This is a genomic window from Roseburia sp. 1XD42-34 (assembly GCF_009917385.1).
Taxonomy (GTDB): Bacteria; Bacillota; Bacilli; order Bacillales; family Amphibacillaceae; genus Virgibacillus.
In genome coordinates this window covers 15006-30044 of sequence record NZ_QWLJ01000004.1, presented here as the reverse complement: position 1 = coordinate 30044, position 15039 = coordinate 15006, and the positions used below count along the sequence as shown (strand labels likewise).

At 39.0% G+C, this 15039-nt stretch carries 14 protein-coding genes; 11 read left to right on the top strand and 3 right to left on the bottom strand.

Annotation, left to right across the window (positions count from 1 at the left end):
• Nucleotides 1–29 precede the first annotated feature (29 nt).
• On the bottom strand, nt 30–218 hold the full coding sequence (gene rpmB / locus D1839_RS03005) for a 50S ribosomal protein L28 (protein ID WP_120378409.1): 189 nt from the start codon (nt 216–218) through the stop codon (nt 30–32).
• 1451 nt (nt 219–1669) lie between these two features.
• Here rpmB and D1839_RS03000 point away from each other — a divergent pair.
• Nucleotides 1670–2032, top strand: a complete 363-nt coding sequence (locus D1839_RS03000; protein WP_050352697.1) for an Asp23/Gls24 family envelope stress response protein — start codon at nt 1670–1672, stop codon at nt 2030–2032.
• A 100-nt stretch (nt 2033–2132) separates the two neighbouring features.
• The gene (locus tag D1839_RS02995) at nt 2133–3794 is read left to right on the top strand and encodes a DAK2 domain-containing protein (RefSeq protein WP_120378408.1); all 1662 of its coding nucleotides are present in this window, start codon (nt 2133–2135) and stop codon (nt 3792–3794) included.
• Nucleotides 3795–4418: 624 nt separating this feature from the next.
• On the opposite strand, the gene D1839_RS02990 is transcribed toward D1839_RS02995, so the two are convergent.
• Complete coding sequence (locus D1839_RS02990; protein WP_120378407.1) at nt 4419–5702, bottom strand: NCS2 family permease; 1284 nt, start codon at nt 5700–5702, stop codon at nt 4419–4421.
• Nucleotides 5703–6098: 396 nt separating this feature from the next.
• Between D1839_RS02990 and sdaAB the strand changes: the two genes are divergently transcribed.
• The 9 genes from sdaAB to rnc all read left to right on the top strand — a co-directional run bounded on the left by sdaAB (nt 6099) and on the right by rnc (nt 14434).
• Nucleotides 6099–6761, top strand: a complete 663-nt coding sequence (sdaAB, locus tag D1839_RS02985; RefSeq protein ID WP_120378406.1) for an L-serine ammonia-lyase, iron-sulfur-dependent subunit beta — start codon at nt 6099–6101, stop codon at nt 6759–6761.
• A 25-nt stretch (nt 6762–6786) separates the two neighbouring features.
• Nucleotides 6787–7662: an L-serine ammonia-lyase, iron-sulfur-dependent, subunit alpha gene (gene sdaAA / locus D1839_RS02980; protein ID WP_120378405.1), complete on the top strand. Its 876-nt coding sequence runs from the start codon at nt 6787–6789 to the stop codon at nt 7660–7662.
• A 16-nt stretch (nt 7663–7678) separates the two neighbouring features.
• Complete coding sequence (recG, locus tag D1839_RS02975; protein ID WP_120378404.1) at nt 7679–9709, top strand: ATP-dependent DNA helicase RecG; 2031 nt, start codon at nt 7679–7681, stop codon at nt 9707–9709.
• A 431-nt stretch (nt 9710–10140) separates the two neighbouring features.
• Entirely contained in the window at nt 10141–10713 is a 573-nt protein-coding gene (gene fapR / locus D1839_RS02970) for a transcription factor FapR (RefSeq protein ID WP_120378403.1), read from the top strand.
• Nucleotides 10714–11721 (top strand): phosphate acyltransferase PlsX, encoded by a 1008-nt coding sequence (gene plsX, locus D1839_RS02965; protein WP_120378402.1) that lies wholly within the window; start codon nt 10714–10716, stop codon nt 11719–11721.
• Nucleotides 11718–12656 (top strand): ACP S-malonyltransferase, encoded by a 939-nt coding sequence (fabD, locus tag D1839_RS02960; RefSeq protein WP_120378401.1) that lies wholly within the window; start codon nt 11718–11720, stop codon nt 12654–12656. Before plsX ends, fabD begins: the two co-directional genes overlap by 4 nt.
• A complete protein-coding gene (gene fabG / locus D1839_RS02955; protein WP_120378400.1) occupies nt 12656–13396 on the top strand; it encodes a 3-oxoacyl-[acyl-carrier-protein] reductase in 741 nt (246 codons plus the stop codon). Before fabD ends, fabG begins: the two co-directional genes overlap by 1 nt.
• A gap of 44 nt (nt 13397–13440) precedes the next feature.
• Nucleotides 13441–13677: an acyl carrier protein gene (gene acpP, locus D1839_RS02950; RefSeq protein ID WP_050352707.1), complete on the top strand. Its 237-nt coding sequence runs from the start codon at nt 13441–13443 to the stop codon at nt 13675–13677.
• Between the two features lie 73 nt (nt 13678–13750).
• Entirely contained in the window at nt 13751–14434 is a 684-nt protein-coding gene (rnc, locus tag D1839_RS02945; protein WP_120378399.1) for a ribonuclease III, read from the top strand.
• 155 nt (nt 14435–14589) lie between these two features.
• On the opposite strand, the gene D1839_RS02940 is transcribed toward rnc, so the two are convergent.
• Entirely contained in the window at nt 14590–14811 is a 222-nt protein-coding gene (locus tag D1839_RS02940; RefSeq protein WP_120378398.1) for a DUF1128 domain-containing protein, read from the bottom strand.
• Nucleotides 14812–15039: the final 228 nt, after the last annotated feature.

The following is a 15039-nucleotide window of genomic DNA, read 5'->3' as shown; positions in this document are numbered from 1 at the left end:
TATTTATAACTAATGTGCGAAGCTGTATATTATACGCGCTCCACTTTTCCTGATTTTAGGGCGCGTGCAGAAACATAAACTCTTTTAGGCTTACCATCTACCATAATGCGTACTCTTTGTACATTAGCTTTCCATTTGCGCTTGTTTGAATTTAAAGCGTGAGAGCGTTGGTTTCCAGTGCGAGTCTGGCGTCCAGTAATAACACATTTTCTGGCCATGCTATTCCTCCTATTACTTTCATTTCCTTGTCTTGAATCTCATACTAATATAATTTACCATAACTTTTATTCATTTGCAATTGTTGTTTTTACCTCGTATGTGTCAAGTTTTTCTCGACATCGTTAAAATACCAATAGTTCCAACACTCTATTTATGTACACTTTTACTGGTTTTTAGCGCAACGATTGTTTTATACATGCATAAGAGAAATGTAGCTAGGGACCGCTACGGAAAAACACTACGCTTTCCTTAGGCTTGCGCTCAGCCTCCTCGAAATAAGCAGTTCGCTTTTTTCCTGCGGGGTCATCCCACTGCGCTTTCACATAGGTGTTTTTCCTCCGCTAGCTTGGCAATATCAACTATAACACTCGCTAAACTTCCATTTAACGGGAGAGCTAATAACTACCGCGTTATCGTTTGCTAGCCTGCTATTTTCTATCACGTTCTACAAACCAAGAACCTGGCAGAAAATATAGTCAAGGTATGTTAAAAGCAAACTGGTCCAAACGTAAATGGAGCCGTTTTTTGCTCTTCAATCTATAGTGTCCATCCTTGTTCTTATTGCTTTTCTTTGATAACCTTGTTGACCTATGAGAACACTTCTCCCATTTGGATCGCAAATACTTCATACATAAAACAGTGAACACGTTCTTCCATATCGATTTAAATCACTTTTTATTAATTCGGAAAATATTGTTAAAATTAATCCATGAGAAGGCCTTTTTTAAAATGTACTTGCCCGTTAAGCATACATTTTAAGATAGAGTGCCTGCTCTTTTTTGACTAGAAATTAGTCCTAATATCCGCACCGAGAAATATTTTACACCTATTTTTATCCCTACATAAGGTATTTTAAGTCTTCGATTAGAAGATCTGTACTGCAACAAGTCTAAGTGGTGATAATAGCACCTAAATGCATTGTTTTATAAGCGGCCTTTAGGTCATACGATTACGGTACTAACAGTCAGTTGGGGATGGATGAAAACTCTAACTGATGGAAAATACACTTGATTAAGAATGGGGTGTCTATGCATGCTTAGTCACATTTCAGTTTCCTCTCACCAAGTGGCGATACTACCCCGGTCTTCGCTCTTTCATGCTTACCTACTCTCTAATAGGATAGGGGCCGATTTTCAATCGGAAAACGTTTAAAAATTCTATGTGTCATGCACTATGTTATCATTACACATGATAGATAAATGATCCGATATCTCCTCGGCTTAAAAGTATACTAGAAATCAAAAAAATGTAAATGCATATTTTGAAAAATGGAGTCGAAAAAGATAAAAGATAAATCAAGTATAAAGAAAAAATGCTTGACAGATGAGCGTAAATCGTACATTGTTAGAAGTGGTAATTTTTAATTGCATTCAATCTTTGACTTTTAAATTATAGCTGCATGTAGTAGAATGATTTTAGAATGTGAGCAGGTACTAAAAGGAGGATTCAAATGTCCATTGAACTGCATACAAACGATGGCCAGGTAACAATAACAAATGAAGTAATTGCAACGATTGCCGGAGGTGCTGCAGTAGAATGCTACGGTATTGTTGGAATGGCTTCCAAAAGTCAAATAAGAGACGGTATTGCAGAAATTTTACGTAAAGAAAATTTCTCAAAAGGCGTGATTGTTCGTCAAGAACAGCATCATCTGCATATCGATATGTACATTATTGTAAGCTATGGAACAAAAATATCAGAGATTGCTCATAATGTTCAATCTAAAGTTAAATATACGCTTAGCCAGTCACTAGGGTTGGACATAGACTCTGTTAATATTTTCATCCAAGGTGTTCGTGTGACGCAAGAATAAAACACAATTATGAAGCTTATGACTATATATGATCTGTCCGAGCGTCTGTTTTTCAACAGACGCTTCTGAGTTCTTGTTTATTAGAGGAGGAAATGAAAAAGTGAGTTTACAACAAATCGATGGCAAGAAGCTGGCACAAATGATTTTGTCTGGTGCTCATCATTTGTCCAATAATGCCAAAAAAATTGATGCTTTAAATGTTTTTCCTGTACCTGACGGTGATACGGGAACAAATATGAATCTGACCATTACTTCAGGGGCAAATGAAGTTAAAAATATTCATAGCAACAACGTATCAGAAGTTGCACAAGCATTTTCCAAAGGACTTTTGATGGGTGCAAGAGGAAATTCAGGTGTTATTTTGTCACAGATTTTTCGCGGATTTGCTAAAGGATTAGGAAAAAAAGAAGCGGTTACAGCGAAAGGCTTGGCACAAGCGTTTGAAAGTGCAGTGACAACGGCGTATAATGCAGTGATGAAGCCAGTTGAAGGAACGATTTTAACGGTTGCGAAAGATTCCGGAAATAAGGCAGTTGCTATTGCTGAAGAAGAAACAGATATTATTACGTTAATGGAAAAAATTGTAGCTGAAGCAAAAGCGTCTTTAAAGCGCACTCCAGACTTACTTCCGGTACTTAAAGAAGTAGGCGTAGTGGATTCTGGTGGACAAGGCTTAGTTACGATTTATGAAGGGTTTATGGCTGCTTTAAAAGGGGAAGAACTTCCTGAAGGTACTTCAGATATTAATATGGACGAAATGATTAATGCGGAACACCATAAAATTACCCAAGATTTTATGGATACTGCGGATATTGAATTTGGGTATTGCACAGAATTCATGGTGAAATTGGAAGAAGATAAATTAGCAGAACATCCCTTTGATGAGGACGCGTTTCGACAGGAATTAAGCAATCACGGTGACTCTTTATTGGTAGTTAGTGACGATGAGCTTGTAAAGGTTCATATCCATTCAGAATATCCAGGAGATTGCCTTACGATAGGGCAGCGCTATGGTAGCTTGATTAATATGAAAATAGAAAATATGCGTGAGCAGCATACAGCGATAGTTGGGAAGAAAGACAAACGAAATAAACCAAAAGAAAAAGCGGAATACGCCATTGTAACAGTGGCGATGGGAAAAGGTTTGAAACAGCTGCTGGAAAGTTTAGGAGCCTCAGTAGTTATAGAAGGCGGGCAAACGATGAACCCGAGCACTCAGGATATTACGAATGCCATTAAACAAGCTAATGCTAAAAAGGTGCTCTTATTGCCAAATAACAAAAACATTTTTATGGCAGCTGATCAAGCCGCTGAACTAGCAGAAGAAGATGTTCGTGTGGTACCAACAAAAACAATACCACAGGGCATCAGTGCTATGCTGTCTTTCCATCCAGATCATGATCTTGACACAAACCAAAAGGCTATGGATGAGGCTAGAAAGCAAGTAAAGACTGGTCAGATTACATATGCTGTTCGAGATACTCAAATTGATGGTATTTCCATTGAAAAGGATCATTTTATGGGGATTGAAGACGGGAAAATTGTAACTACAGATGCAGATAAAACGGTCACAGTTAAAAAATTATTGGAAAAAATGATAACAGAAGATGACGAGATCTTAACTATTTTACAAGGCGAAGATGTCACGGACGAAGAAATGCAAGAACTTGTAGGATATATTGAAGAAACATATGAAGATATGGAAGTGGAAGTTCATAACGGGAATCAACCGATCTATGCTTATATTTTTTCTGTCGAATAGCAATACCGATTAAGTTGTATCTATTCAAGCGAACTTTGTCTCATCCGTATCCCGAGATTTGTTTGGTTATGGTACTTGGAGAAGGTGCTGCTGGTTGTTATGGAGTGAAACACGATAAACAATAGACGAACAAGGGTTCCTTGCTGTTCATGCAAGGAACCCTTGTTCACATGTTTCTATTTACAGAAAACGAACTATTTTAGGAAAACGAATTTTTATACGTCAAAATGAAAAAGTCGCTCATTAAAGCGGAAAAGTTGCTTGCCCAAGTGAAATAGTCGTTTGTGAAGCCAAAAAATTGCTCCCGACTAAACAGCAAAGGACAAAGTTCACTACAACACATTCGCGGTACTATAACTTTATGAGTGTAATTAGAAGATCCAAAGCAGCTGCAGTGTGAAAGCAATAATAATGACTTGTTTATTTATGCTTTATGGTGATTCCATTTTTGCATATGTAGGAAGATCCTTAAGACAGAAATTTTAATCTACTCTAGAAAATAAAAATCGTATGAAATCAAAATCATCAAATTTGATTTCATACGATTTATTCATGATAAAAGTGTCTTAATGAGTATGATAGGATAAAAATGGTGTACTAACTTGAATGCTAAAGAATACGCCATTAAATTCCCATCATTTTTATAACAAAATCAAGCAAGAATAAACTTGAAATTACTAGCAGTGCTGGTGACAGCTCGTTCTTTTCGCCAATTGCCATTTTAACAATCGGATACGCAATAAAACCAAAAGCCATTCCATCTGCTATGCTGTAGGTGAATGGAATCATAACAACGATTAGAAAAGCCGGCAGTGACTCAGATAAATGATCAAGCGGCAATTGCTTTATATTTTGTACCATTAAAAAGCCAACAATAATTAAAATCGGGCTAATCGCTGTATTGGGTATCATGGTAATCCAAGGGATGAGCACAATGGTTGCTAAGAAAAGAAAGCTGGCTATGACTGCCGTTTTCCCTGTTCTTCCTTTAGAAGCAATAACCGCAGCATTTTCAGCAGCAGATACAGTTGGCGATGTGCCAAGGAATGCACAGGTTAATGTTGAAAAAGCTGTAACTTGATATGCTCTTTGGTATAGGTTTTCACGTTTAAGCATAGAGAGCTGCCCGTGCAATAATCCCATATTTTCGAAGATTAGAATCATCGCTAAGGGGAATACAGCTAACCAGAAAGTAATTTCACCCATTGCATTAAAAGAAGGGAAAAAGAGTATTTCGCTCCATTCTACATGCAATGATTGGTTTCCTGGTTGAATAATTCCGCCAATGGCAGCAATAATTGTTCCTAACACCATGGTGATTAAAAAGTTGGCTGGGATATTTTTCACAAACAGGAATATTGCTAAAAATAGTGTAATCAGACTAACAATAACTGTCGGTGAAGTAAAGTCGCCAATTGCTATAATTGTATTGCTTCCTTTGCTAACAAGTCCACTTTTTTCTAAACCAATTAAGATCAGAAATAAGCCCAATCCGACTGTAATAGCATGCTTTAACGAATCAGGGATTGCTTTTTTTAATAACACACCTAACTTCGTAAAAGCGGTAATTAAGAAAATAATCGCCGCAATCAAAACGACAGCTAGACCTTCCTGAAAGGTGAGCCCAGTTCCTTCGATAATGGAGTATGCAAATAATGCATTAATACCCATTCCTGGTATGACGATTAATGGGAGCTTACCGAATATTCCCATTAGCAATGTGCCGATAAAGCTAGCAAGAATGGTAGCTATCATACCACTTTCTAAAGTGATCCCAGCTTCATTAAGAATGGAACCATTAACAACTACAATATACATGGTTGTAAGGTAACCAATTATACCTGCGATCCATTCATTACGTAGTGAGGAACTGTTGGCACGTTTCAAGTTGTTTTTCTTATCAGGCATACAAACTCCTCAATGTATTTCCTGTCCCTCTCCCGCCCGATTATAACAAATATAATCCACAAGATGTAATTATATCGGTGATACAAGATAAAGTCAATTAATCATCCGCTTTCACAAATTCATTAACAGGAGAACTGTGTTTATTCTTTCAGATATACTTATTGAGATTTAATTACTTCAACAAATTAATCAAATGCACAGCTTCATTTGTTTTAATTCACTATCTAAAACAGCAACTTTAGCGAAATGTACTCATTTTAAAGAACCGCCGGATCAGAAGGTGGAAATGAATCTATCTATTAGATTATCTCTCTTAATGATTCACTACCATTTTTTTGTTATAATCAATCAGAGAAGGTAAGAGTTACGTTATTAAAAATAAAGGTGGGTGCTACATTGAAATATAATTCCGTTTTTGACATTATTGGTCCAGTAATGATTGGTCCATCAAGTTCACATACAGCTGGGGCAGCAAGAATTGGCAAAGCAGCACACAGTTTATTTGGTAAAGTGCCGACTTGGGCAAAAATTCATCTCTATGAATCGTTTGCTAAGACATATAAAGGACATGGAACAGATTTTGCCTTAATAGGTGGTTTGCTCGGGTTTGATACAGATGATCAACGGATGAAAGACGCTTTGAAAATAGCTGCTGACCGCAACATGCAAATTGAATTCATTGAAGATAGTGCAGCTGTCAGTCATCCAAACACAGCACGGCTAATGATAGGAAACGATGAAGAATCATTAGAATTGGTCGGCATATCCATTGGTGGCGGTAAAGTAGAAATAACTGAATTAAATGGCTTTGAATTGCGTTTGTCTGGAAACCATCCTGCGATATTAATTATGCACAATGACCGGTTTGGCGCGATTGCCTCGGTGACGTCTGTATTGGCGAAGCACGAAATCAATATTGGTCATATGGAAGTGAATCGAAAAGATGTAGGTAAAGAAGCACTCATGGTTATAGAAGTTGACCAAAACGTGGAAGATGATATATTACGAGAGCTGGAGAAGGCGAATCATATTATACAGATTGCTAAGATCGTCAGCTAAACATAGAAGAAAGGGGTGAACATGTATGTTTCGGACTGTCCAGGAATTGGTGGAATCTGCTGAACAACAAAAAATCTCCATTTCAGAAGTGATGATCCTCCAGGAGATGGAAGTAAAAGGAAAAACGCGTCAACAGTTGTTTCAGGAAATGGAGCAAAACTTACAGGTGATGGAAAAAGCCATTGGAGATGCGTTGAAAGGTGTCGAATCCGTTACCGGTTTAACCGGAGGAGATGCAGTCCTTATTCAAAACTATATGCAGGAGAAAACCCCGCTTTCAGGACATTTGCTATTAGATGCTGTCAGTAAAGCGATGGGGACAAATGAAGTTAATGCGGCGATGGGCACGATTTGCGCTACTCCAACTGCCGGGAGTGCAGGTTGTGTACCTGGCACACTATTCGCTGTTAAAAATCAGCTCAAGCCAACCCGTGAACAAATGCTTCGATATTTATTTACGGCGGGAGCATTTGGGTTTGTCGTAGCGAATAATGCGTTTATCTCAGGGGCTGCTGGCGGATGCCAAGCTGAAGTGGGGTCAGCAGGAGCAATGGCCTCTGCTGCTATTGTAGAAATGGCTGGCGGAACACCACAACAATCAGCTGAAGCATTTGCAATGACACTAAAAAATATGCTCGGGCTCGTATGTGATCCTGTGGCTGGTCTTGTGGAAGTTCCTTGCGTAAAGCGAAATGCTGGAGGTGCTTCGTTAGCTATCGTTTCTGCGGATATGGCACTCGCCGGTGTAACTAGTAGAATCCCATGCGACGAAGTAATCGGTGCGATGTATCGAATTGGTAAACAGATGCCTTCCAGCTTGCGAGAGACAGGAGAGGGAGGTTTAGCGGATACACCAACCGGCCGATGGCTAAAAGATAAATTGCTAGGATTATCAAGCTAAGAAAGAGTGATGTTACATGTTATCCGATCCTGTTACTCATGTGAAAGGTGTCGGGGAAAAAATGGGCGAGGATTTTGCTCAGATCGGCATCCATACAGTGGAAGAGTTACTGAATTATTTTCCGTATCGTTACGATGTGTTTGAAATAAAACCTCTTAGTGAGCTCATACATGATGATAAAGTTACAATTGAGGGAAGGGTAATACATGATCCTTCTCTCACTTTTTATGGAAAGCAAAAATCGCGTTTAACATTCACGCTAGAGGTAGAACAAGTTGCTGTAAAAGCAGTTATTTTTAATAGAGCATTTGCTAAAAAGCATATTCATAGTGGAGATACTGTGACTCTAGTAGGAAAATGGGACGCACACCGACTGCAAATTACGGTGAGTACTTATAAAAAAGGCCCTGCTCCCCAGCAAGATGAAATGCAGCCTGTTTATCCAGCTAAAGGGGAACTGTCACCAACAAAATTAAAGAAAGCCATCCAGCAGGCATTGGCTAGCTATGCAGCCGCTATTGATGAAATACTGCCAGCGCCTTTTTTAACAGCATACAAATTACCAAGTCGTAAAGAAGCATATCAGACTATGCATATGCCTAAAAGCCGGATTGCATTGAAGCATGCGCGGAGAAGGTTTATTTATGAAGAGTTCTTAGTATTTCAATTAAAGATGCAATTGTTGCGAAAATGGAAACGTGAAGCAACCGCTGGTAACGCCCAGGAATACGATCACCAACGTGTGAAGGAATTTATGGATAGTTTCCCATTTACATTAACGGATGCACAGCAATCTGCACTTCATCAGATTTTAGTAGATATGACATCTCCTTATCGGATGAATCGTTTATTACAGGGCGATGTTGGTTCCGGTAAAACAGCTGTAGCAGCCATTTGCTTGTATGCTTCTGTTACAGCTGGAAAGCAAAGTGCTTTAATGGTTCCAACCGAAATATTAGCAGAACAACATTACCAATCGCTAACTGAATTGTTTGGAGATAGGGCTTCCATCACCTTGCTTACTGGTTCTGTTAAAGGGAAAAAACGGAGAGAACGACTGGAACAAATTTCTACTCATCAACTTGATATTGTTGTCGGGACACATGCATTGATTCAAGACGATGTGCAATTTGCCGATCTGGGATTTGTTATTGTTGATGAGCAACACCGATTTGGGGTAGAGCAAAGGCGGGTTTTAAGAGAAAAAGGTTTGTATCCAGACGTTTTGTTTATGACAGCTACGCCAATTCCCCGAACTTTGGCAATTACTGCATTTGGAGATATGGATGTCTCTGTTATTGATCAGATGCCAGTAGGTAGAAAAGAAATCGAAACGTATTGGGTTAAAGAATCGATGCTGGATCGCGTATTGCAGTTTGTCGGTAAGCATATTGCTTCTGGTGAGCAAGCGTATGTCATTTGCCCACTTATAGAGGAATCAGACAAATTGGATATTCAAAGCGCAGTAGATGTATTTCATGAGCTACGGGCGTATTTTCCAGCGTCCATTCATATCGGTTTAATGCATGGAAGGCTATCGACTGAAGAAAAGGATACCGTCATGAAACAATTCGCCAATAATGAAATTCACTTGCTTGTTTCGACCACAGTTGTGGAAGTGGGCGTAAACGTTCCTAATGCAACTATTATGATGATTTATGATGCAGAGCGATTTGGTTTATCTCAATTGCATCAATTACGTGGCAGAGTAGGCAGGGGGGACAAACAGAGCTATTGTATTTTAATTTCCGATCCCAAAGGAGAGACTGGGAAAGAGCGCATGCGCATTATGGCAGAAACGACGGATGGCTTTGCTTTATCGGAGCAGGATCTGCAATTGCGTGGACCAGGCGATTTTTTTGGTAAAAAACAAAGTGGACTGCCAGAATTTAAAGTAGCTGACATGGTTCATGATTATCGTGCTTTAGAAACGGCCAGGAAAGATGCACAGGAAATTATTGATAATGATTTATTGGAAACTAAAGAATATCAGGCACTTCTCCAATATGTAGAAAATAATTTCCAAGCCGATGAAAAATTGGATTAATAAATGTTTGCATAAAAAGGCGTGGTATTATATATTACTATTAGGAGCAAGTCATAATTAGACATGTGAAATCTATGTCCAAAAAAGAATATTGCGTTAGAGCTCCATTACGATTACAGAAATCTTGAAAAAAAGCTGCACACTGCTGCAAATGTTTCTTTGTTCTGTAAAGTATGCTGCTTTTGTATGCATTGGAGTTACGGCGGACCGTAGTAACGGACTTTAACAGAAGCATTTGTCCTATTGGTTAGATGGAGGGCAGTGTATGAGAAGCTCAGCTATAAAGATACTTTCTCTGAACCTGCATCATGCAAGAGTAGGCATTCTTTACGTCCATCTAGCACTGAAACTAGCAAATGAAAAAATTTCACGTAATGGTACTAAGCTTTTTTGAACAACTTTTTAAAAGATTCTATATGGATGGTGCAGTCATGAAACGACCAAAGGCTGAACGTCAGCGCTTATTAAAAGAGACTATTGAGCAAACGCCGTTTATAACAGATGAAGAATTAGCCAAGCAGTTTGATGTAAGTATTCAAACCATTCGCCTCGACCGGATGGAATTGTCCATTCCTGAGTTGCGCCAACGTATTAAGTCAGTTGCAACAGAGCAGTGGAACGAAATGGTTAAAGCATTGCCACTTGAAGAAGTGATCGGCGAAGTAATTGATTTAGAATTAGATGAACGGGCTATTTCGATACTAGATATTCGTCAGGAGCATGTGTTTTCTCGTAATAAAATTGCTCGAGGGCATCATTTATTTGCCCAGGCGAACTCATTGGCTGTTGCGGTACTAAATGATGAGTTGGCTTTAACAGCTAAATCAGATCTGAAATTCACAAGGCAAGTAAAAGAAGGCGAACGTGTCATAGCAAAAGCTGTGGTAAAAGGGAAAGAAAAGGGATTGACGCTTGTCCATGTGAACAGTTTTGTAGAAAATGAATTAGTATTTACAGGTGTTTTCCATATGTATCAATCGAATCAGCACAAAGGAGCAGACTAAATGAGAATAGCTATTGATGCGATGGGGGGCGATCATGCACCGGAGTCGGTAGTACTTGGTGCCATGAAAGCTGTCTCTGAAATAAAAGATCTACACATTACGTTAGTCGGCGATGAATCAGAAATAAAAAAATATGCAAGCGATCATAAGCGAGTTCGTATTTTACATACAACGGAAATAATTACAGCAGAGGACGAGCCTGTCCGGGCAGTCAGAAGAAAAAAACAATCATCATTAGTCTTAACGGCGAATGAAGTGAAGCAAGGAAAAGCAGATGCTTGTATTTCTGCCGGAAATACTGGAGCTTTGATGAGTGCAGGCTTGTTCGTAATTGGGAGAATTAAAGGCATTGAACGCCCTGCTTTAAGCCCGACGCTGCCTACGCTGGATGGACAAGGGTTTTTATTTTTGGATGTTGGTGCCAATGTAGATGCAAGACCAAACCATTTGCTGCAATATGCTATTATGGGTTCTATTTACGCAAGTAGAGTCCGCTCTATAGAACTCCCTAAAGTAGGTTTATTAAATGTTGGCACAGAGGACGGAAAGGGATCTGAATTAACAAAGAAGACTTTTCAGTTACTTCAAGAAGCTCCGCTTCATTTTGTGGGCAATGTCGAAGCGAGAGACTTGTTAAATCGGGTTGCAGATGTTGTTGTTACCGATGGTTTTACAGGAAATATCGCCCTTAAAACTATTGAAGGAACAGCTAGCTCCATTTTTTCCATGTTAAAGCAGACATTTACCGCATCCACTAAAAGTAAATTAGCGGCTGGTATGTTAAAGAAGGATTTAAAAGCATTGAAAACAAAGTTAGATTATTCGGAATATGGCGGCGCGGGTTTATTTGGCCTGCAAGCTCCAGTTATTAAGGCACATGGTTCTTCAGATCAACGAGCGATAACCAACGCAATTAAGCAAGCACGCTATATGGTAGAAAACCAAATTACAGAAACAATCCAATCAACCATTGAGTCGATACCTATAGCGAAGGGGGAAAAACAATGAAAAAAGTTGCGTTTATGTTTCCAGGTCAAGGGTCTCAAGAAGTAGGCATGGGAAGGGAAATGTATAACACCTACCCTGAGGTAAAACAATTATTCCATGAAGCAGATGAACTGTTACAAACAAATTTAAGTCAAATTATATTTAATGGGCCTAAAGAACAGTTAACTGCAACCGAATATGCCCAACCGGCACTGTTATTAATAAGTACCGCTATACACACTCAACTTTTAAAGCACGAGGTGCAGCCAATCATGACGGTTGGTCATAGCCTTGGAGAATATAGTGCTCTCGTTGCTTCTGGGGCGATTTCGTTTGATGAAGCACTCCCATTGGTAGCTGCTCGTGGAAAATTAATGGAAGAAGCATTTCCAAAAGGGAAAGGAACGATGGCCGCTGTTCTCGGCTTAGATGAGCAAGCTGTTCAAGCTTCATTAGCAGAAGTGAAGGAAGAAGTAGTGGACATGGCGAATTTGAACTGCCCAGGTCAAATCGTTATTTCCGGTTCTGTAAAAGGTGTCGAGCAAGCTGCTGAAATATTGAAAGCGAATGGAGCGAAACGTGTTTTACCTTTAAACGTTAGTGGACCATTTCATTCCCGGTTAATGCAAGCAGCCAATGAATCTTTTGCTGCGTATTTAAACCAAGTAACCATTAACGATGCTGCGATTCCAGTCTATGCGAATGTTTCTGCCCAACCAGTAAGGGAGCATAATGAGATAAAGGATTTACTAGTGAAACAGCTTTATTCCCCTGTTCGTTTTGAAGAATCAATTCGAAACATGATGCAGCATGATGTGGATGCTTTTGTAGAATTAGGAAATGGAAAAGTTTTAAGCGGACTAGTTAGAAAAATTGATCGAAAAACGAAAACTTTTGCCGTACAAGATGTTGACTCACTAAATGAATTTATTTCTTGGTTTAAGGGGGAGGGCTAATGTTAACTGGAAAAAATGCACTGGTTACAGGAGCTTCTAGAGGTATAGGACGTGCCATTGCACTCGAATTAGCGAAGCAAGGTGCAAATGTGGCGGTCAATTACGCGGGAAGTGAAGCGAAAGCAGAGGCTGTTGTGAATGAGATTCAACAGCTTGGCAGACAAGCTGTTAAAATCCAAGCGGATGTAGCAGATGAAGCAGATGTCAAAACGATGATAAAGGAAGTAGTTTCACAATTTGGCACATTGGATATTCTTGTGAATAATGCTGGAATAACGAGGGATAATTTACTCATGAGAATGAAGGAAGCGGAATTTGATGAAGTGATTAATACAAACTTGAAAGGTGTATTTATCTGTACCAAAGCAGTTACGAGACAGATGATGAAACAGCGCTCCGGGAAAATCGTTAATGTTGCTTCGATTGTCGGAGTTAGTGGTAATCCTGGACAAGCCAACTATGTAGCTGCAAAAGCAGGTGTGATTGGTTTAACAAAGACAACTGCAAAAGAATTGGCTTCTAGAAATATACATGTTAATGCAGTAGCTCCAGGTTTCATTTCTACGGATATGACGGATGCATTATCGGAAGAACAACATAAAGATATGTTAACAATGATCCCGTTGCAAAGGCTTGGAGCACCAGAGGATGTAGCAAAAGTCGTTCGTTTTTTAGCTAGTGGTGATGCGGATTATATTACTGGGCAAACGATCCATATTGATGGCGGAATGGTAATGTAGCATCTGTTTTGTACGATATTTTACTTGAAAGGGGGTGACTGGATATGGCAGATGTATTTGATCGTGTAAAAGCAATTATTGTGGACCGTCTTGATGTCGACGAATCAAAAGTAACGATGGAAGCTTCTTTTAAAGAAGACTTAGAAGCCGATTCATTAGATGTTGTCGAACTTGTTATGGAACTTGAGGACGAATTTGACATGGAAATTGCTGATGAAGAAGCGGAAAAAATTAATACAGTAGGTGATGCTGTTAACTACATAAATAATTTACAAGGTTAACAGTATAGCGGATGAAAGTCTCGTCATAACGAGGCTTTCTGTATATTAGATCAATAAAACTGAGGTGCCGTTCATGAATGTTGTCCAAATAGAAAAACAATTAGGTCTTCATTTTCGTAATCCCTCGCTGATCATGCAAGCATTTACTCATTCATCTTATGTGAATGAGCATCGTGATAAAGTTATTTCGGATAATGAAAGGCTGGAATTTTTAGGAGATGCTGTATTAGAGTTAGGTGTCTCTCAATATTTATTTCGAACAAATAAACAAATGCCAGAAGGAGAAATGACGAAATTACGAGCAGCTATCGTTTGTGAACCTTCGCTAGCCAGTTTCGCACGTGGCTTACACTTTGGGACGTATATTTTATTAGGTAAAGGTGAAGAACAGACAGGAGGGCGTGACCGAGATGCTCTTTTGGCAGATGTGTTTGAAGCGTTTTTAGGCGCGCTTTACTTAGATCAGGGATTTGATACAACCATACAATTCCTGGAAGAACACGTGTTTCCGAAAATAACAAATGGTGCTTTTTCGCATGCGATGGATTATAAAAGTCAATTACAAGAATTAATTCAACAAATAAAGCATCGTTCAGTGGAGTATAAAATTGTCGAGGAACGAGGACCATCTCACGATAAGGAATTTGTAGCAAAAGCTTTTATTCAGGGGGAAGTGTACGGTTCGGGAATAGGCAGAACAAAGAAGGAAGCAGAACAACGAGCGGCAAAAGCTGCTTTAGATAAATATAAACACTAGCAAAAGGCTGTACCATTTTTACAGCCTTTTGCTATTTTTTCCTAGATCATTTATGGTAATACATCAGATATAACTGCATCTGGTACATGCTCGGGGCGAAGTTATTCTTTCTGTAGTACTGACAAGTGCTTAATAAGACGACTTCGCTTTCATACTTATTTACGAATGGTTCTCAATTCTTCAATGAATGCTTGCGTTTCTAGCATACTGAGATGTCCTTTTCGTTTTATCATATCGTACAACGATTTTAGTTCATCATATTTATTCAAATCATAATCCTCCGCATTCATAATGGTACGGTTTACAACCGACAGATGATCTGCAATTCTATCTAGTAATATTTTTAAGTTTTCTTGTGAGGGGTAATCTAAATTCATTACTTGCCAGCTCCTTTATTTTGCATGTCACGTTCTAAACTTCTTTTACCATTACATTTATGATAAAATAAATGCGGTAAAATGCCAACCGTTTTTTATTGTATAAGAAACTATAAATGAGGTGCTTGAAGATAACGAAATAACCGAATCGTCACGTCTCGGCGCATGAGTCCAGCAACTAGGCAACTTCACGAATCTCCCGTCATTGGTTCGTATCCTTACCATGAT

Excerpts from the sequence above, each read along its gene's own strand:
- rpmB (WP_120378409.1), bottom strand. The coding sequence starts at position 218 with ATGGCCAGAAAATGTGTTATTACTGGACGCCAGACTCGCACTGGAAAC.
- D1839_RS03000 (WP_050352697.1), top strand. The coding sequence starts at position 1,670 with ATGTCCATTGAACTGCATACAAACGATGGCCAGGTAACAATAACAAAT.
- fabG (WP_120378400.1), top strand. The coding sequence starts at position 12,656 with ATGTTAACTGGAAAAAATGCACTGGTTACAGGAGCTTCTAGAGGTATA.
- D1839_RS02940 (WP_120378398.1), bottom strand. The coding sequence starts at position 14,811 with ATGAATTTAGATTACCCCTCACAAGAAAACTTAAAAATATTACTAGAT.
- recG (WP_120378404.1), top strand. The coding sequence starts at position 7,679 with ATGTTATCCGATCCTGTTACTCATGTGAAAGGTGTCGGGGAAAAAATG.
- fapR (WP_120378403.1), top strand. The coding sequence starts at position 10,141 with ATGAAACGACCAAAGGCTGAACGTCAGCGCTTATTAAAAGAGACTATT.
- fabD (WP_120378401.1), top strand. The coding sequence starts at position 11,718 with ATGAAAAAAGTTGCGTTTATGTTTCCAGGTCAAGGGTCTCAAGAAGTA.
- D1839_RS02990 (WP_120378407.1), bottom strand. The coding sequence starts at position 5,702 with ATGCCTGATAAGAAAAACAACTTGAAACGTGCCAACAGTTCCTCACTA.
- acpP (WP_050352707.1), top strand. The coding sequence starts at position 13,441 with ATGGCAGATGTATTTGATCGTGTAAAAGCAATTATTGTGGACCGTCTT.
- plsX (WP_120378402.1), top strand. The coding sequence starts at position 10,714 with ATGAGAATAGCTATTGATGCGATGGGGGGCGATCATGCACCGGAGTCG.
- rnc (WP_120378399.1), top strand. The coding sequence starts at position 13,751 with ATGAATGTTGTCCAAATAGAAAAACAATTAGGTCTTCATTTTCGTAAT.
- sdaAA (WP_120378405.1), top strand. The coding sequence starts at position 6,787 with ATGTTTCGGACTGTCCAGGAATTGGTGGAATCTGCTGAACAACAAAAA.